The sequence below is a fragment of the Pseudomonas sp. LB3P93 genome (assembly GCF_054898025.1).
Map to the genome: position 1 here is coordinate 3,001,146 of NZ_CM142713.1, position 16,855 is coordinate 3,018,000.

Here is a 16,855-nt window from a genome sequence, read left to right on the forward strand (position 1 = left end):
CAAGTCAGGGGGCCTGTACAGCCATTGACCGCGCCCGTTCGCCGTGGTGCCGACAAATTTACGCCAGGACCGCCACCGCTTTGATCTGCGCCCAGAGTTGCTGGCCAGGGTGTACGGCCAGTTGGTCCCGTGAGTAGCGGGTAATGCGTGCCAGCAGTGGCGTGCCGGCAGCATTCAGGCGGATCAGCACGTGGGCGGCGTTATCGGCGCCGATTTCACTGATCACCGTCACCGGCAAGCGATTGAGGATGCTGCTTTGCCCGTCGCCTTGCAGGCTCAGGCTGACATCCCGTGCCTGGACCTTGCAGCGCAGCGTCTGGCCTTGGCTCATCGGCGCGTGCGCCACGCGAATGCTCAGGTCGGTACCGGGCAGTTGTAACGTCAGCAATTGATAGTGGGGGTCATAGGCGCTGACCTGTCCTTCAATCACCACGCCGGCATCGTCGCCCAGCGCCAGGGGCAAGTCGAGGCGCGCCAGGGTTTCGCCAATGGGGCCGCTGGCCAGCGCCTTGCCGTCGCTCAGCAGGACGATGTGGTCGGCCAGTCGGGCGACCTCATCCTGAGAATGGCTGACGTACAGCACCGGGATGTCGAGTTCATCGTGCAAGCGTTGCAGGTAAGGCAGGATTTCGTTTTTGCGCTGGCTGTCCAGCGCGGCCAGCGGTTCGTCCATCAGCAACAGCTTCGGACTGGTGAGCAGCGCGCGCGCGATGCCGATTCGCTGCCGTTCGCCGCCGGAAAGGTGCTGCGGATGACGGTCCAGCAGATGCCCGATGCCCAGCAGCTCAGTAGCATGCGCCATGTCAACCCGACGTTGCAGCTTGGGAATGCGCTTCAGGCCGAACTCCAGATTGGCCAGCACCGACAGATGCGGAAACAGACTGGCTTCCTGGAAAACGTAACCCAGCGCGCGTTTATGCGGCGGTACAAAAATCCTCTTGTCGCTGTCCTGCCAGACTTCGTCGTTGACCTGGATAAAGCCCTGTTCGGCCTGTTCCAGACCGGCGATACAGCGCAGGCACGTGGTCTTGCCTGAACCGGAATGGCCATAAAGTGCTGTCACCCCACGGCCGGGCAATTGCAGATCCACCTCCAGGGCGAATCCCGAATAACGCAGTTTCAGACGCGTATGAATCATCGATCAGCTCCAGCCTGTTTTGGTCTTGCGGCTGGAGTAGAGCGCCAGCAATACGGCAAACGAGAACACCAGCATCGCCCCGGCCAGCCAATGGGCCTGGGCATATTCCATGGCTTCAACGTGATCGTAGATCTGCACCGAGACCACGCGGGTCTTTTCGGAAATGTTGCCGCCGATCATCAGCACCACGCCGAACTCGCCGACAGTGTGGGCAAAACCGAGAATGGCAGCGGTGATGAAACCGGGGCGAGCCAGTGGCAGGATCACGCTGAAAAACGTGTCCCAGGAATTGGCGCGCAAGGTAGCGGCCACTTCCAGCGGGCGAGTGCCAATGGCGGAAAAAGCGTTTTGCAGCGGCTGGACTACGAAAGGCATCGAGTACAGCACCGAGCCGATCACCAACCCGGCAAAACTGAACGTGAGCGTGCCGAGCCCCAGCGACTGGGTGAAATGGCCGATAAAGCCGTTAGGGCCGAGCGCCAGCAACAAATAAAAGCCAATCACAGTGGGTGGCAATACCAGAGGCAGGGCGACGATCGCCCCAACCGGGCCGCGCCACCAGGATTGGGTGCGCGACAGCCATAACGCAATCGGAGTGCCGATGATCAACAGGATAACTGTCGTCAGGGACGCCAGTTTCAGGGTCAGCCAGATGGCTGAAAAATCGGCACTCGTCAGTGTCATTTAGAGTTGGTAACCGTAGGATTTGATAACAGCGGCGGCTTTCGGCCCCTTGAGGTAGTCGACCAACGCCTTGGCAGCGGGGTTGTCCTTGCCCTTGTTGAGGATCACCGCACCTTGTTTGATCGGGTCGTGCATGTCGGCCGGGACGATCCAGGCCGAGCCGCTGGTGACTTTGCCGTCTTTGTAGATCTGCGACAAGGCCACGAAGCCGAGTTCGGCATTGCCGGTGGAAACGAACTGATAGGCCTGGGTGATGTTCTGGCCTTCAACAATTTTGTCTTTGACCTTGTCGGTCAGGTCCAGCTTGGCCAGCACCTGAGTGGCGGCCAGGCCATAAGGGGCGGCCTTCGGGTTGGCAATGGAGAGGTGTTTGTAATCGTTGTTTTTCAGCACATCGCCCTTGGCATCAACGTAACCCTCCTTGGCTGACCACAGCGCCAGCGTGCCGACGGCGTAGGTGAAGCGCGAACCCTTGACGGTATCGCCTTCGGCTTCAAGTTTTTGCGGGGTGGTGTCGTCCGCCGAGAGGAACACTTCGAACGGCGCGCCATTCTTGATCTGGGTGTAGAACTGTCCGGTTGCGCCGAAGGAGGTGACCAGTTTATGCCCGGTGTCTTTCTCGAAATCTGCAGCGATGGCCTGGATCGGCGCGGTGAAGTTGGCCGCGACGGCGACCTGGACTTCGTCCGCCTGAGCGGACCCGAATGCGAACACGGCGAGCAGGCTTGCGAGGCAGGTGGGGGCAAAACGTGAGGCACGAATGGTCATGAAACGGCTCCGTTATAGGCAAATGCTGCGAGGGTGTGAAACGCTATATATAAGAATATATAGCGAAATGCCTGCAAACGGAATGTGTCGTATGCTGGTCTCTGGAGTTGCACGGTCCTGTAGCAGCTGGCGAAGCCTGCGTTCGGCGGCGCAGCCATCGTGAAATCAGCCACCGCGGTCTTTCAGGTTTACCGAGGTTGCTGGGTTTGCGACTGCTCCGCAGCCGAACGCAGCCTCGCGTTGCTCGGCAGCTGCTACAAAAGCGTGCGTTAGCGACGGAGCAACTTGGCCAAGCCTTCCTCCGCCAAACGCCGGGTCAGCTCCGCCGTGGTCATTTCAACCCCCAACGTGAACGCCTGCCCGGCCCAGAGGTTGCTGAAATCCGCTTCACCCTTGGCGCGCAACGGCATCAACGCACCACCGGCCAAAGGGAAGGCCGGGGCTTTATCGCTCATGGGCCCGAGTTCGCGCATCACCCGATTGAGAATCCCCCGTGCCGGGCGCCCGGTGAATAGGTTAGTCACCGCGGTCTCGCTTTCCTTGGCCGTGCGTAACGCTTTGTGGTGAGACGCGCTGACCTTGGCTTCCGGCGTGAACAGGTAAGCCGTGCCCACCTGCACCGCCGAAGCGCCCAGCAGAAAAGCCGCCGCAACGCCCCGGGCATCACTGATCCCGCCCGCTGCAATCACCGGCACTTTCACCGCGTCGACGATCTGAGGCACGAGGGCGAATGTTCCCACCTGGCTGCTCAAGTCATCGCTGAGGAACATCCCGCGATGTCCTCCTGCCTCGTAGCCCATGGCGATGATCGCGTCGCAGCCATGTTGTTCCAGCCAGATGGCTTCTTCGACCGTGGTCGCCGAAGAGAGAATTTTCGCCCCCGTGGCTTTAACTCGATCCAGCAGCGATTTTTCCGGCAGACCGAAGTGAAAGCTCACGACTTCGGGGCGAAATTCTTCGAGCACTTCGCAGGCAGCGTTATCGAAAGGCGCGCGATTAGACACCGGCGTGGGTGCCTCGAAATCGACGCTCAGTTCCCGGTAATACGGCTCCAGCAAATGCTTCCAGTCCCGAGCGCGTTGCTCATCGGCGGCCGGCGTCTGATGGCAAAAATAGTTGATGTTGAAGGGGCGCTGGCTGTGTTGACGGATCGTCTTCAGCTCGTCGCGCAGCTGTTCGATGCTCAGCATTGCGGCGGGCATCGAGCCCAGCCCACCGGCGTTACTCGCCGCGATGACCATGGCCGAGCCGGTCGCACCGGCCATGGGCGCCTGGATGATCGGCAACTCGATGCCGAGCAGGTCAAGAATGCGGGTGTCTGGCCATTGGCTCATTTGAATGATTCTCCGACGGGTAGAACCGGTTTTTTACCAGCAATGGCTGTCGCAGGGCCAGCCGACTTTTGTATCCGGGACGTTTTCCAGTGTTCCAGAAACGCGAAAAAAAAACATAGCGGCACATCATGGAAAGGCTCGGCGCTTTGGCGGTTTAACTTAAAGTCTTGTACGGCGAGATGATTCTTTGTGGTATTTCAATGTCCCCACCCCCTGATTGATTCCATTGAGAGGCGATGATGTTCAAAGGTATTTTGATCGACAAAGACGACAGCGGTTACCGGGCCACACTGCGAGAGATCAATGACGATCAACTGCCTGAGGGCGATGTGACGGTGCGCGTTGCGTACAGCACGCTGAACTTCAAGGATGGCCTGGCGATCACCGGCAGCAGCCCGGTGGTCAGGAAATTCCCGATGGTGCCGGGGATCGATCTGGCCGGTACGGTCGAAGTCAGCGGTCATCCGGACTACAAGGTCGGTGACCAGGTCCTGCTCAATGGCTGGGGCGTGGGCGAAGGGCATTGGGGCGGACTGGCGCAAAAAGCGCGCCTCAACGGCGACTGGCTGATTGCGCTACCCAAGGAATTCACTGCGGCCCAAGCCATGGCAATCGGCACCGCCGGTTATACGGCGATGCTATGCATCCTGGCGCTGGAACATAACGGCGTAACGCCTGAGCAGGGCGAAGTCCTGGTCACCGGTGCCAACGGCGGGGTAGGCAGTTTCGCCATCGCGCTGTTGAACAAGCTTGGCTATAAGGTTGTAGCGTCCACTGGCCGCACCTCCGAGCACGATTACCTCAAGCAACTGGGTGCCAGCGAAATCATCGATCGCGCCACGCTTTCCGAACCGGGCAAGCCGTTGGCCAAGGAACGCTGGGCGGCGGTGATCGACTCGGTTGGCAGCCACACGTTGGCCAACGCCTGCGCCAGCACCAAGGCCAATGGAACGGTCGCCGCGTGTGGGTTGGCACAAGGCATGGACTTTCCGGCCTCCGTCGCGCCGTTCATTTTGCGCGGCGTGACATTGGCCGGGATCAACAGCGTGACCCAGCCCAAAGCCAAACGGGTGCAGGCCTGGAATCGCCTGGCCAAGGATCTGGATTTCGCATTGCTGCCGCTGATCAGCCATGAAATCGGCTTGAGCGAAGCCCTCGACGCCGCGCCGCGCTTGCTCGCCGGGCAATTGCGCGGGCGGGTGGTGGTCGATGTGAATCGCTGATTAGCGAGTCTCGCGTTCCAGCAACTGACGCTTGCGTTCCACCCCCCAGCGATAGCCCGAGAGATTGCCGTCGCTGCGCACTACGCGGTGGCACGGAATCGCCACCGCAATACTGTTCGCGCCACAGGCCTGCGCCACCGCGCGCATGGCTTTGGGAGCGCCGATACGCTGAGCGATATCGGCGTAGCTCGCGGTGCTGCCAGCAGGAATCTCCCGTAGCGCTTGCCAGACCCGCTCCTGAAACGCCGTACCGCGTACGTCCAACGGTAAGTCCAGACCTATGGCCGGGGCTTCGATAAAACCGACAACCTTGGCGATCAACTGCTCGAACTCGTGATCAGCGCCAATCAGGTTGGCGCGCCGAAACTTGTCCTGCAGATCGCAGACCAGTTGATGCGGATCGTCCCCCAACAGAATCGCGCAAACGCCGCGTTCACTTTGCGCCACCAGAATCGCCCCCAGGGAACACTGGCCGACGGCAAAACGGATGTCGTTATTCTGGCCCGCGGCGCGGTAGTCCCCAGGTTTCATGCCCAGCAGCTGATCTGCCGACTCATAGAAGCGACTGTTGGAGTTGAAACCGGCGTCATACAACGCGTCGGTGACCGAGCCGCCATCGGCCAGGCGTTCGCGAACCTTGCGCGAGCGGTGGGCGCTGGCGTAACCCTTGGGTGTCAGCCCGGTCACGGCTTTGAACACTCGATGGAAGTGGAAGCTGCTCAGCCCCACTGCGCCTGCCAATTCGGTCAGCGCAGGCAGAACGTCGGCGGACTCGATGTACCGGCAGGCGGCGGCCACAGTTGCCGCGTGTTGTGCGGCGACGTCGCTTTGATCCTTTGTGGCCCGTTTGCTCGGACGATAACCCGCCGCCTGGGCTTGTTCCGCCGTGTCGAAAAATTCGACATTCTGCGGGTTCGGCAAGCGTGCCAGGCTGCTGGGGCGGCAATAGATTCCAGTGGTTTTCACCGCATAGACAAACTGCCCGTCGGCACCGGGATCCCGTGCAACGACGGCGGCCCAGCGCGGATCGTTTTCGGTGGCAAGCTTGGTCGAATGAGTTGTCATGGCTTCATGTCCGTTGACCCGTTTCCTTCAGATTAACCAGCCTGCAAAACCGCTGCACCCCGAGTCTTGCGGTTGAATTCGAGGGCTTCATCCGGCGGTTCGAAAGGTGAAGTTGATCCGTTGTTCACCCAGGCGCGGGTGATGACCGTCCTTGATCGGCAGGACGCCGTGATAACGCAAGCGATCAACGCCGCCCCAGACCACGATATCGCCATGCAGCAGCGGTAAGCGTTGGCTTTTGTCGCTTCGTTCAAAACCGCCGAACAGGAAGATGGCAGGCAGCCCAAGTGACACCGAAACGATCGGTGCTGCGTAGGAACCTTCGTCCTTGTCCTGGTGCAATGACATCTTCGCCCCAGGGACATAGCGGTTGATCAGGCAGGAGTCCGGAACAAAATCCGCAAATCCGGCTTCCCGTGCCGCGGCTTGTGCCAGTTCAAAAAACACGTCGGGCATCTCGGGCCAGGGTTGCCCGGTCTGTGGGTCGTTGCGCGTGTACTTGTAGCCGCTGCGATCCGTGGTCCAGCCCCAGGTGCCGCAACTGCTCAAGGCCACCGACATGGTGAAGCCGCCGGGCGTGATCATCTGCCGAAACGGTGCGGCCGTCAGAACCGCTTCCAGTGCGGGCAGCAACTGATCCAGCCGAGGCAGTGCAAAGCCGCGCAAGACGCAGGACTGCTCACCGATCTGCTCGCGTCTGGGCTTCTGCTCGGGCTCGGCGTCGGCAAACAAATCCAGGGTGGTCGGGCTCATGGGGTCATAACGCATCGTGAAAGATGATTCCAAGGGTATTCCGTTTTCCGCTGTGCAAGCGACTCACGCCATGACGCATCGTCACTCGGTAATAGCCGCGAACGCCTTTGACCGGTCGCTGGCTGACCGCAAAGATCACACCATCGCCTTTTTTCAGGCCGATCACCTGAGGGCGTGACTGCATCCGCGGGCGTTGTTCGGTCAACACAAACTCGCCGCCGGAGAAATCTTCGTCCGGATCTGACAGAAGAATCGCCACTTGCAGCGGGAACACGTGTTCGCCGTACAGATCCTGATGCAAACAGTTGTAGTCCTGCGGGCCATATTGCAGCAATAACGGAGTCGGGCGCTCCTGACCGGCGGCATGGCAGCGTTGCAGAAACGCTTCGTGGGTGTCGGGGAATCGGGTCGGCAGGTCCATGCATTCGTACCAGCGATTGGCAATCGGCACCAGTCGCGGGTAGAGCGCGCTGCGCAAACGGGCGACCGCTTCAGGCAACGGGTATTTAAAGTACTTGTACTCGCCGCGACCAAATCCGTGACGAGCCATTATCACTTGAGAGCGAAAGGGCGCTGGCTGGGCGTATAGGGCGCTGATGTTGTCGCAGGCTTGCGCACTCAACAGGGACCTGATGACGGCGCAGCCATCCTGATTGAGCTGTTGCTCCAGGGTTGCCCAGTCCAGCGCATCGAAGGTTTGTTCGCTCATCGTTGAGCCTCGCGATCCAGCAACTGCCGTTTGCGCTCCAGTCCCCAGCGATAGCCGCCGAGGCTGCCGTCCTGGCGCAGCACCCGATGGCAAGGCACGATAACGGCCACCGGGTTGGCTCCACAGGCATTCGCCACCGCCCGAAAGGCGCTGGGCTGGCCGAGGCGTTGGGCGATATCGCGGTAGCTGGCGGTTTCGCCGACGGGGATTTGCCGCAGCACTTCCCAGACCCGCCGCTGAAATACGCTGCCGGTCAAATCCAGTGGCAGATCGAGTGCGGTGTGCGGGTCTTCAAGGTAACGCAGGGTTTGCTCCAGTGCCGGCATCAAACCTTCATCGCGCTGCGGGATGGGGTGGCCGGGGAAGCGCCGCGCCAGGTCCCACTCCAGCGTGATCAAGTCGTCGCCGAGCAGCAACGCGCACAGGCCCTCGGCGCTGAACGCCAGCATCAAGACGCCAAGGCTGGAAGTGCCGCTGATGGTGCGAATCGGGGAAACAAGCATGTTCTGACTCCTTAACCAAAGGTCGAGGTGGTCAGTCTAGGGAGCGCCAAGGGAGCGAACACTCCGGCGCTTGCGGTCGAATTCACATCGGGCGCGGAGCATGACGTCCTTGTTGTCGCTCCGGGTCGCGTTTACAGCGCTTTACTGACACTGATTTCGCTGATGACGTCTTCACTCGATCCATGAAGGGCGTCCAGCGCGGCTTTGGCTTCTTCTTCGGTGCCGTTTTCGAGCTGGGCAAATTCGAAGCGGCGTTCGCCGTTGAGTTTGTATTTGATGACGTACTTGGTCGTCTGGGCCACGGTCATACCTGCCTTTCCTGGTGTGAGAGCGTCACTCAGCTCAGTTTCGTGCTGGAGCGACGGATGATCTTGATCGAGTGCGTCAGGGTCGGTTTGCGGGTCACGCTGATTGGCCGGCGGTTGACCGTGTCGATGGTGATGTTCCAGAAACCGGTGCTCGGCGCAGTGATCCGGGCCGGGAAGGTGTCGAATGCGCCGCCGTGATACGTGTGACGGCCGCCGTTCTTGAAGCTGCGAAAGTTGGCGTCGTTCATCAAGCGGATGTTGCATGTTTGGGAGCACTGGATGACGACGATGTCGTCTTCGTTGAGGTGCTCGCGCTGGTGGATAAATTTCATGAGGCGCCTCCAGAAGGGCTTTTTCTACAAAATCAAAACGATAGCATGGGCGATTGGCGCAGTTTATCAGCCCGAACAGGTTATTATCCGGTCGTCTGGGTTCGCTTTGACAATTAAAAACAGTTATTCGGAATTCTATGAGCGATAAACGCAGTGAGCCTCGGAGAAAATCGGCATTTGTGCTGTCGGAGGGTCTTTATCGGAGGTTTTGTATGAAGTGGGGTGTGTTGGTCTTGCCGGTGGCATTTGTGGTGAGTGGCTGTGCGAGTGTTTCGGAGATTAACGAAACGCTGCCTACCATGAACGTGATCTCAGGCAAAAAGCCCAATGAGTATGCGCAATGCCTGGTTGAAAAACTGGCCGACAGTCGTGGCGCCCTGCAAGTGGAGTCGCACAAGGACGGGATGCGTGTGATCGTGCCGGCGAAGTTCTCTTCGGCTCCGGCAGCCGTGTTCGACATCGAAGACCGCTCGGGTGGCAGCGGTATCAAGCTGCATGAGCGTATGTCCAATGTGCCGGTGCGTCCTAAAGACGTGCAGAAAGCCGCCAATGCGTGCATTTCCGGCTGATAGACTGGTCACCGTCCATACCGATGCCGTCAAAGCCATGCTTTGGCGGCATTGTCATTTCTGGAGTCAAGCATGAAGCGAGAGCAGGTAAGGGAACGCCATGCAGAGGGATTGATCTCTGCCACCCACGTCATTCAGAACCCGGCGAACCCGGGGGAATGGATCGTATTTTTCAAGAAAAGCGCCGGGCGCAGTTATTTCCTGGTGGACGATAACGACGAGGTCGAATCGTTTGCTCGTCTCGACGATTTGATCGAGACCGTGCGCGGTCTCGGGATCAAATTCGCGGAAATTCACATGTAGGGCAGGGCGCCTTACTTGCAGACCACCACGACACTGCGGTTCTTGAAGTTGCCGACATCGACACCCAGGGTCTTGTCGCTTTCCTTGGTGGAAGGCGTGCCGTCGGTACCCACGATCCGGTAGCCGGTGCCGGCGCAAGAGGCGTCGGCTTTTTCATAGCACGTGGCCCAGGAGTTGGCTTCGCCGGAGCAGTCGATCGACAGACCTTGCTCGCCGTTGTTCAGGACCGTCTTTTCGGAAGTGGCGCAGCCGGTCAGGGCCAGGATCGCAATCAGGGGCAAAAATTTAGTCATGTCGTTGTCGTCGTCAGGATGATGGGGCTAAGCCTGTGACAGCGCTGGCAGCAAAAGGTTATAGCGAAAGGCCACTTCGTTGCAGGCAATCACAAAAAAGCCCTGCTCGATGGCAGGGCTCTTCGAGTGCGGAAAGAGGTTAGTCCTGACTCTTGCCGCGTCGCTTCGGCGCGGGAGGTGTGTAGTCGAGCACCGACGCCACTTCAATCGCCATCGCTTCGGTGGGTAACGGCCCGGAAACATCTTCGCCATTGGCGGCGGTAATGTGCCACTGGCCATCTTTTCCTTTGTCGACCGTGTACCCGTTGATGATTTTTGCTACGGTCATCTATCTGTCTCGTTCACTGGTTCAAAGTCGCCATGATACCGGCAAATGCTCGCATTGGGGGGTGATAAGCGTATGGTGGTCCAGTTTGTCGGCCTCTTTGAGCTACGCTGATTTGACCGCGCAAAAATTCGGATGGAACTATCCGCGGGAATATTTCTCTATGATGGCATCGGTTAGCCAGCGCGGGGCATTGTAAGGTGCACGCGGCCTGATTAGACTGCGCCGAAACTCGTACACACAGCCCTTTCAAGGACTTATATGATCAAGAAATGCTTGTTCCCAGCAGCCGGTTACGGTACTCGCTTCCTGCCAGCGACTAAAGCCATGCCCAAAGAAATGCTGCCGGTGGTAAACAAGCCACTGATCCAGTACGGCGTCGAAGAAGCACTGGACGCTGGTTTGACTGAAATCTCCATCGTCACCGGTCGCGGCAAGCGCGCCCTGGAAGACCACTTCGACATCAGCTACGAGCTGGAAAACCAGATCAAGGGCACCGACAAAGAGAAGTACCTGGTCGGTATCCGCAAGCTGCTCGACAACTGTTCGTTCTCCTACACCCGCCAGACCGAAATGAAAGGCCTGGGCCACGCGATTCTGACCGGTCGCCCACTGATCGGTGATGAACCGTTCGCCGTGGTACTGGCGGATGACTTGTGCGTCAACCTCGAAGGCGACGGCGTACTGACCCAGATGGTCAAACTGTACAAGCAGTTCCGCTGCTCGATCGTTGCCATCCAGGAAGTCGATCCGCAAGAAACTCACAAGTACGGCGTTATTGCCGGTGAGATGATCCGCGACGACATTTACCGTGTTCACAGCATGGTCGAGAAACCAAAGCCTGAAGACGCACCGTCGAACCTGGCGATCATCGGCCGTTACATCCTGACCCCGGACATCTTCGACCTGATCGAACAAACCGAGCCAGGCAAGGGTGGTGAAATCCAGATCACCGACGCCCTGATGAAGCAGGCCCAAAACGGCTGCGTCATGGCCTACAAGTTCAAAGGCAAGCGGTTCGACTGCGGTGGCGCTGAAGGCTACATCGACGCGACCAACTTCTGCTTCGAGAACTTCTACAAGACTGGCAAGGCTTACTGATAACGCTTGACTGGTTTGTACTTAAATGAAACCCCGACTTGTTCGGGGTTTTTTTTGATCGACGTAAAGGCAGATTGTTACCGTCAGGAAATACTTTTCCTGTTGCCCGATTGATTCGGCATTGTCATTAATAAAACTGACTAAATCTTGGCAAGGGAGTGCGCAAGGTGGCCCGCGGCAGCATTGCTGAATGCTCCGTGAATTTTTTTTTGCGGTGACAGGGAGTTTGGCTAATGAGTTTGATAGATGAGGGGATTCATAGCGGCGCAAGATCAAAGCGTTGGTTAGGCCTAAGCGTGTTGATGCTGCCTGTATTGCTGGTGACAGTTGACAATACGGTGCTTGGATTCGCGTTACCAAAAATTGCCGAGGCCCTGCGTCCGAGTGCTAGCCAGCAGTTGTGGATGATCGATGCATATTCTCTGGTATTGGCGGGATTACTGGTGTCGATGGGTAGTCTGGGAGATCGAATCGGTCATCGTAAGTTGTTGCTGGCCGGGTCCTTGGGTTTTGCCATTGTGTCGGTGCTAACCGCGTATTCCGATACCGCCACGCAACTGATTGCCGGGCGGGCTTGTATGGGGGTTTTTGGTGCATGCTGATGCCCTCGACGTTGGCTTTGATACGTTCGGTATTTGAGGATCGAGAAGAGCGTAGGCTGGCGGTAGCGATCTGGGTAACGACGTTGACCGTCGGTTCGGCACTGGGGCCTTTGGTGGGCGGGGTGTTGCTGCAGTTCTTTGATTGGGGCGCGATTTTTCTGTTGGCGGTACCAGTCCTGATTCCATTGTTGGTATTGGGACCGCTATTGCTCCCGGAATCGGAGCGTGATGCGTCGGGTCCGCTGGATCCGATCAGCATTCTCCAGTCGATGGTCGCACTGGGTGGCATCGTTTACGGTATCAAACATGGCGCCAGTGAGGGTGTTGACGGGGTCGTGCTGGGCACCTTTTTGGTCGGTGCATTGGCGGGCTGGATGTTCGTGCGGCGGCAGTTGCGTCTTCCTGTACCCCTGATGGATATGACCCTGTTTCGCAACGGCACCTTCAGCGGGTCTGTTCTGATCAACCTGATGAGTCTTGCGTTCCTCGTCGGCTTCGTTTTCTTCACCACTCAGTTCTTGCAGATTGTCCTTCAGATGTCGCCCTTGAGTGCGAGTCTGGCGTTGGTGCCGGGGCAAATCATGGCGATCGTGGTCGGAATGGCGGTCGTGCCGGTCGCACAGCGGGTACCCGTGCATGTGTTGATACCAGTTCTGATGGCCTTTGCCGGCGCGGCGTTTTTGCTGGTGGCCAGCATGGGCAGCAGCCTCGCGGCGTTGGTAGCGGCGTTCGCGTTGCTGAACATCGGAGTAGGCGCTATCGCGACGGTTTCCAATGACGTGATCTTGTCGGCAGCACCGCCGGCAAAGGCGGGCGCCGCTTCCGCCATCAGTGAAACCGCTTATGAAGTAGGCGTGGTGCTGGGAACGACCGTGCTTGGTGGTCTGGTTACGGCCTACTACCGCGCAGGCCTGCAGCTTCCGGCGTTTTTGAGCGACATTCAGACGACGCTGGCAAGTGAGACGCTGTCTGGTGCTCATCATGTGGCGTCAGGTCTGCCGGGTGATCAGGCACAACAGTTGATGCAGCAGGCAGGAAGTGCATTTGAAGGTGGAATCGCTTTAGTTTCGTGGGTCGCTTTCGGCCTGGCGCTCATGGCGATTCTGATCGCCTGGCGCACGCTACGGTTACCAAAAGCTCAACCGGCAGAATGTCATTGATCGAAAGCGTAAGGCTCGAACGCTTGGTGTTGTCCATCTGCATTACGGCAGAAGCTTGCTCAATAAGCTTCTGCGGGTATGCTGGTTGCCTGCCGAGGAGATTGAAAATGGCCTACGATTTTGACCTTTATGTGATTGGCGCCGGTTCCGGCGGTGTACGGGCTGCGCGTTTTGCTGCCGGTTATGGCGCGAAAGTGGCGGTGGCCGAAAGCCGTTACCTGGGCGGTACGTGTGTGAACGTCGGCTGCGTGCCGAAGAAGTTGCTGGTCTACGGCGCGCACTTCGCCGAAGACTTCGAGCAGTCTTCGGGCTTTGGCTGGACGCTGGGCGAAGCGAAGTTTGATTGGGCAACGCTGATCGCCAACAAGGATCGCGAGATCAATCGACTGAACGGTATTTATCGCAACCTGCTGGTCAACAGCGGTGTGACCCTGCATGAAGGTCACGCCAAAATCGTCGACCCGAACACGGTCGAGATCAACGGCGAGCGTTACACCGCCAAGAATATCCTGATTGCTACCGGTGGCTGGCCGCAGATCCCGGAGATTCCGGGCCACGAGCACGCGATCAGTTCCAACCAGGCGTTCTTCCTCAAAGAGCTGCCAAAGCGCGTTCTGGTGGTGGGCGGTGGTTACATTGCTGTCGAATTCGCCGGGATCTTTCACGGGCTGGGCGCCGAAACCACGTTGTTGTATCGCGGTGAGCTGTTCCTGCGCGGCTTCGACGGTGCAGTACGCAAACATTTGCAGGAAGAACTGACCAAACGCGGCATGAACCTGCAATTCAACGCTGACATCGAGCGCATCGACAAGCAGTCCGATGGCAGCCTGAAGGTGACGCTCAAGGATGGTCGCGAGCTGGAGGCCGATTGTGTGTTCTACGCCACCGGTCGCCGCCCGATGCTAGACAATCTCGGGCTGGAAAACACCGGCGTCAAACTCGACAAGAAAGGTTTTGTCGAGGTCGATGATCAGTATCAGACCGCAGAGCCGTCGATCCTGGCGCTTGGCGATGTGATCGGCCGTGTTCAGCTGACGCCGGTCGCCTTGGCTGAAGGCATGGCCGTGGCGCGTCGACTCTTCAAGCCTGAGCAATATCGACCGGTGGATTACAAGATGATCCCGACCGCCGTGTTTAGCTTGCCGAACATCGGCACGGTTGGCTTGAGCGAGGAAGAAGCGCGCGAGGCCGGCCACGAGGTGCAGGTTTTCGAAAGCCGTTTCCGTCCAATGAAGCTGACCTTGACCGAATGCCAAGAGCGCACGTTGATGAAGCTTGTGGTCGATGCCAAGACCGACAAGGTTCTGGGATGCCACATGGTCGGGCCGGATGCCGGGGAGATCGTTCAGGGACTGGCGATTGCCTTGAAGGCTGGCGCCACCAAACGCGACTTCGACGAAACCATCGGCGTGCATCCTACTGCCGCCGAGGAGTTCGTCACCATGCGTACGCCGGTTGCCGGTTAATCGCTCTTTTCGCTTTTTTCGCTCTCTGATGCGTCTGGCGCTGTTGCAATGACAGCCGCCAGGCGCAGGCTTTCATCGAGGCTCGCCTGAGTCTTGAGCAGTTCGACTTCCAGCCCTTTATTTATCTGCGACTGCTCGTCGACGCTCTGCTTGAGCGACTGACTTTCCAGCAGGGCGGCGCGCAAGCGTTCCTGGAGGAGGGTGCGTTCGCTGTCGATGCGGTTGACCTGCTCCAGCAGTTGATCCTGGCGGCTGTGGGTGTGTTTGAGTTGCTCCTGCAACAGCCCCAGTTCACGTAGCGTTCCACGGTTCTCGGTGAGCAGGCGCTCATTGTCGCGGTGCAGTTGCGTGATCTCATCCTGACGCACCAATGCGCTTTGCTGGGCCTGACGCAATTCCATCTGAATCTGCTGCACCTGGCCTTCGTGCCGGCTTTGCTCCTGCTCACGCTGTTCTTTGACGGCGTTGCGGTAGTGTTCCAGGGCATCGCGTGCGTGCAGGTGCTTTTCTTCCAGTGAGCGGATCTGCTCATCCTTGTCTTGCAAGCGCAGTTCGAAATCGGCCAGCGCCTGATTCAGTCCGGCGTTGCGCGTTTGCTCGGTTTGCAGCATGGAGCCGGTTTCTTGCAGGGCCTCGGACTCTTGAGTCAGGGCCAGGCTTTGAATCTCGTATTGCTGGTGCAATTCAGTGTTGGCTTGCCGGGCTTCAGTCAGCTGGATTTCCAATTCTTTTCGTTGCTGATCGAACTGCGCGCGAGCCTGATCGATGGGTTCTTGCGCCTGCTCCTTGAGGCGTTGCGCCAGGCGCGAGACCAGCCCTGCCAGCTCATCATCGATGGGCTCTGAAGGCGTTTCGGCGCGTTCGCTGCCGTCATCCAGCTCCTTCAGATAGCGGTGAATGGTGGTTTTCGAGCCGGTATTGCCCATCTCGATCCGTACTGCGTCGATGCTGGGGTTTTCGCCGCGGGCGAGGATTGCCAAACGTGCCGCCTGCACTACCGCTTTATTTACGCCGCCACGAGCCATGTGTTCTCCTACGATTTCGTACTGTGGTACATGCCACTAAAGTACACAGTGTACCATTATGTTTATTAAGATAAAAAATGTAAGTTATTGATGCGGGATATACTGGTATTACCCCGTGTGATACGCCATGCGACAGGTTTTACTCCGCTAAAGCGGTACGTTTAGAGAATTGAGCCCATGACCGATCTGGATCGCTACCTGCAAGCCGCCACCCGCGACAACACTCGTCGCAGCTACCGAGCGGCCATCGAACACTTCGAAGTCAGTTGGGGTGGTTTCCTGCCTGCGACCAGCGACAGCGTGGCGCGTTATCTCGTGGCTCATGCGGGCGTACTGTCGATCAATACGTTGAAACTGCGGTTGTCGGCATTGGCGCAGTGGCATAACAGCCAGGGTTTCGCCGATCCCACCAAGTCACCGGTGGTGCGCAAGGTCTTCAAGGGCATTCGGGCGTTGCACCCGGCGCAGGAGAAACAGGCCGAGCCTTTGCAGCTCCAGCATCTGGAGCAAGTGGTAGCGTGGCTGGAACAGGAGGCGCAAACCGCCAAGGCGCAAAACGATCAGCCGGGATTGCTTCGCGCCAGGCGCGACACCGCGCTGATCTTGCTGGGCTTCTGGCGTGGCTTTCGCAGTGATGAGTTGTGCCGCGTCCAGATCGAACACGTGCAGGCGAGCGCCGGTTCAGGCATCACCCTCTACCTGCCGCGCAGCAAGAGCGATCGCGAAAACCTCGGCAAGACTTACCAGACTCCGGCGTTGCAGCGACTCTGCCCAGTTAACGCCTACATCCAATGGATCACGGAAGCCGCACTGGTCCGTGGGCCGGTGTTCCGCGGAATCGATCGCTGGGGGCACTTGAGCGAGGAGGGCTTGCACGCCAATAGCGTGATCCCGTTGCTGCGCCAGGCTCTGGAACGTGCCGGTATCGCCGCCGACCACTACACCAGCCATTCCCTGCGACGCGGTTTTGCCAGCTGGGCCCATCAGAGCGGTTGGGATCTGAAATCGTTGATGAATTATGTGGGCTGGAAGGATGTGAAGTCGGCCATGCGCTATGTTGAAGCCGGCCCGTTTCTCGGGATGGCCCGAGTCGCTGAAAAGCCATTGGCGCCCTAGATACCGTTTTCTTCTATTAATACTGTCCGCTAATAGCGAAAACCAATCAGCAGCATGAGCTTTGCCAATGAGCCAGGC

The 16,855-nt window shown here is 58.6% G+C and carries 21 protein-coding genes; 8 read left to right on the forward strand and 13 right to left on the reverse strand.

Annotation, left to right across the window (positions count from 1 at the left end; translation table 11 throughout):
• Positions 1 to 58: 58 nt before the first annotated feature.
• The 4 genes from modC to ACYZT8_RS13645 form a co-directional block, all read right to left on the reverse strand.
• On the reverse strand, positions 59 to 1,138 hold the full coding sequence (modC, locus tag ACYZT8_RS13630; RefSeq protein ID WP_461981863.1) for a molybdenum ABC transporter ATP-binding protein: 1,080 nt from the start codon (positions 1,136 to 1,138) through the stop codon (positions 59 to 61).
• Positions 1,139 to 1,141: 3 nt separating this feature from the next.
• The gene (gene modB, locus ACYZT8_RS13635) at positions 1,142 to 1,822 is read right to left on the reverse strand and encodes a molybdate ABC transporter permease subunit (RefSeq protein ID WP_461981865.1); all 681 of its coding nucleotides are present in this window, start codon (positions 1,820 to 1,822) and stop codon (positions 1,142 to 1,144) included.
• Complete coding sequence (modA, locus tag ACYZT8_RS13640) at positions 1,823 to 2,590, reverse strand: molybdate ABC transporter substrate-binding protein (protein WP_461981867.1); 768 nt, start codon at positions 2,588 to 2,590, stop codon at positions 1,823 to 1,825. It abuts the gene before it with no gap.
• A 269-nt stretch (positions 2,591 to 2,859) separates the two neighbouring features.
• Entirely contained in the window at positions 2,860 to 3,924 is a 1,065-nt protein-coding gene (locus tag ACYZT8_RS13645; protein ID WP_461981869.1) for an NAD(P)H-dependent flavin oxidoreductase, read from the reverse strand.
• Positions 3,925 to 4,163: 239 nt separating this feature from the next.
• On the opposite strand from ACYZT8_RS13645, the gene acuI reads away from it, so the two are divergent.
• Positions 4,164 to 5,147: an acrylyl-CoA reductase (NADPH) gene (acuI, locus tag ACYZT8_RS13650; RefSeq protein WP_461981871.1), complete on the forward strand. Its 984-nt coding sequence runs from the start codon at positions 4,164 to 4,166 to the stop codon at positions 5,145 to 5,147.
• Here acuI and ada read toward each other — a convergent pair whose 3' ends face one another.
• The 6 genes from ada to ACYZT8_RS13680 all read right to left on the reverse strand — a co-directional run bounded on the left by ada (position 5,148) and on the right by ACYZT8_RS13680 (position 8,817).
• Entirely contained in the window at positions 5,148 to 6,212 is a 1,065-nt protein-coding gene (gene ada, locus ACYZT8_RS13655; RefSeq protein ID WP_461981873.1) for a bifunctional DNA-binding transcriptional regulator/O6-methylguanine-DNA methyltransferase Ada, read from the reverse strand. It abuts the gene before it with no gap.
• 87 nt (positions 6,213 to 6,299) lie between these two features.
• Positions 6,300 to 6,980, reverse strand: a complete 681-nt coding sequence (gene alkB, locus ACYZT8_RS13660) for a DNA oxidative demethylase AlkB (protein ID WP_461982462.1) — start codon at positions 6,978 to 6,980, stop codon at positions 6,300 to 6,302.
• On the reverse strand, positions 6,970 to 7,674 hold the full coding sequence (locus ACYZT8_RS13665; protein ID WP_461981875.1) for a 2OG-Fe(II) oxygenase: 705 nt from the start codon (positions 7,672 to 7,674) through the stop codon (positions 6,970 to 6,972). Before ACYZT8_RS13665 ends, alkB begins: the two co-directional genes overlap by 11 nt.
• Positions 7,671 to 8,177, reverse strand: coding sequence for a methylated-DNA--[protein]-cysteine S-methyltransferase (locus ACYZT8_RS13670; protein ID WP_461981877.1), 507 nt, complete (start codon positions 8,175 to 8,177; stop codon positions 7,671 to 7,673). Before ACYZT8_RS13670 ends, ACYZT8_RS13665 begins: the two co-directional genes overlap by 4 nt.
• Positions 8,178 to 8,308: 131 nt before the next feature.
• Positions 8,309 to 8,485 (reverse strand): hypothetical protein, encoded by a 177-nt coding sequence (locus ACYZT8_RS13675; RefSeq protein WP_156363902.1) that lies wholly within the window; start codon positions 8,483 to 8,485, stop codon positions 8,309 to 8,311.
• Between the two features lie 29 nt (positions 8,486 to 8,514).
• Positions 8,515 to 8,817, reverse strand: coding sequence for a DUF1883 domain-containing protein (locus ACYZT8_RS13680; RefSeq protein WP_007946189.1), 303 nt, complete (start codon positions 8,815 to 8,817; stop codon positions 8,515 to 8,517).
• Between the two features lie 212 nt (positions 8,818 to 9,029).
• On the opposite strand from ACYZT8_RS13680, the gene ACYZT8_RS13685 reads away from it, so the two are divergent.
• Positions 9,030 to 9,386, forward strand: coding sequence for a hypothetical protein (locus ACYZT8_RS13685; RefSeq protein WP_461981879.1), 357 nt, complete (start codon positions 9,030 to 9,032; stop codon positions 9,384 to 9,386).
• Positions 9,387 to 9,458: 72 nt separating this feature from the next.
• Positions 9,459 to 9,689 carry a hypothetical protein gene (locus tag ACYZT8_RS13690; protein WP_108591780.1) on the forward strand — a complete coding sequence of 77 codons (231 nt, stop codon included), beginning with the start codon at positions 9,459 to 9,461 and terminating at the stop codon, positions 9,687 to 9,689.
• Positions 9,690 to 9,700: 11 nt separating this feature from the next.
• Here the strand turns inward: ACYZT8_RS13690 and ACYZT8_RS13695 are convergent, their stop codons facing one another.
• Entirely contained in the window at positions 9,701 to 9,982 is a 282-nt protein-coding gene (locus tag ACYZT8_RS13695) for a hypothetical protein (RefSeq protein ID WP_461981881.1), read from the reverse strand.
• A 139-nt stretch (positions 9,983 to 10,121) separates the two neighbouring features.
• Positions 10,122 to 10,310: a hypothetical protein gene (locus ACYZT8_RS13700; RefSeq protein WP_461981883.1), complete on the reverse strand. Its 189-nt coding sequence runs from the start codon at positions 10,308 to 10,310 to the stop codon at positions 10,122 to 10,124.
• Between the two features lie 258 nt (positions 10,311 to 10,568).
• Here ACYZT8_RS13700 and galU point away from each other — a divergent pair, with 258 nt between their 5' ends.
• The 4 genes from galU to gorA all read left to right on the forward strand — a co-directional run bounded on the left by galU (position 10,569) and on the right by gorA (position 14,636).
• Positions 10,569 to 11,408 (forward strand): UTP--glucose-1-phosphate uridylyltransferase GalU, encoded by an 840-nt coding sequence (gene galU, locus ACYZT8_RS13705; protein WP_010460715.1) that lies wholly within the window; start codon positions 10,569 to 10,571, stop codon positions 11,406 to 11,408.
• 233 nt (positions 11,409 to 11,641) lie between these two features.
• Complete coding sequence (locus ACYZT8_RS13710; RefSeq protein ID WP_461981885.1) at positions 11,642 to 12,010, forward strand: MFS transporter; 369 nt, start codon at positions 11,642 to 11,644, stop codon at positions 12,008 to 12,010.
• The gene (locus ACYZT8_RS13715) at positions 12,004 to 13,170 is read left to right on the forward strand and encodes an MFS transporter (protein ID WP_461981887.1); all 1,167 of its coding nucleotides are present in this window, start codon (positions 12,004 to 12,006) and stop codon (positions 13,168 to 13,170) included. Before ACYZT8_RS13710 ends, ACYZT8_RS13715 begins: the two co-directional genes overlap by 7 nt.
• Positions 13,171 to 13,277: 107 nt before the next feature.
• Entirely contained in the window at positions 13,278 to 14,636 is a 1,359-nt protein-coding gene (gene gorA, locus ACYZT8_RS13720; RefSeq protein ID WP_461981889.1) for a glutathione-disulfide reductase, read from the forward strand.
• On the opposite strand, the gene ACYZT8_RS13725 is transcribed toward gorA, so the two are convergent.
• The gene (locus ACYZT8_RS13725; protein WP_461981891.1) at positions 14,633 to 15,661 is read right to left on the reverse strand and encodes a DNA-binding protein; all 1,029 of its coding nucleotides are present in this window, start codon (positions 15,659 to 15,661) and stop codon (positions 14,633 to 14,635) included. The two genes, gorA and ACYZT8_RS13725, sit on opposite strands and share 4 nt — an antisense overlap.
• Before the next feature lie 177 nt (positions 15,662 to 15,838).
• Here ACYZT8_RS13725 and ACYZT8_RS13730 point away from each other — a divergent pair, with 177 nt between their 5' ends.
• On the forward strand, positions 15,839 to 16,777 hold the full coding sequence (locus ACYZT8_RS13730) for a site-specific integrase (RefSeq protein ID WP_461981893.1): 939 nt from the start codon (positions 15,839 to 15,841) through the stop codon (positions 16,775 to 16,777).
• Positions 16,778 to 16,855: the final 78 nt, after the last annotated feature.